Source organism: Paraburkholderia sp. SIMBA_027 (assembly GCF_046535315.1).
GTDB classification, from domain to species: domain Bacteria; phylum Pseudomonadota; class Gammaproteobacteria; order Burkholderiales; family Burkholderiaceae; genus Paraburkholderia; species Paraburkholderia tropica.
The window spans coordinates 1-263 of record NZ_JAWRWY010000825.1; the positions used below are offsets into that span (position 1 = coordinate 1).

The following is a 263-nucleotide window of genomic DNA, read 5'->3' on the forward strand; positions in this document are numbered from 1 at the left end:
GGAAGGATCAACGGAGCCCTGGGGGGCAGATTGAACGATGGCATCGCTGCTGCTGTGGTGAGTTTCACCACAGGGCTGATCGTCATCGGTGCTGTCTCACTGGCCACGTCCAAAGGCCGGTCAGGGCTGCAGCGCATCATCCCCGCTGTCCGGAACCGTAGCTTTCCGCGCTTTTACGTCACCGCGGGAGCTATAGGCGCGTTATTCGTGTGCGCCCAGTCCTTCACCATTGCCTTGCTGGGGGTAGCACTGTTCACGGTCGC

The 263-nt window shown here is 61.2% G+C and carries 1 protein-coding gene; it reads left to right on the forward strand.

Features of this window, described 5'->3' with window-relative positions:
* Window positions 1-30 precede the first annotated feature (30 nt).
* Window positions 31-263: DMT family transporter (locus SB764_RS41365; protein WP_410866951.1), on the forward strand; the 233-nt coding region annotated here is incomplete at its 3' end.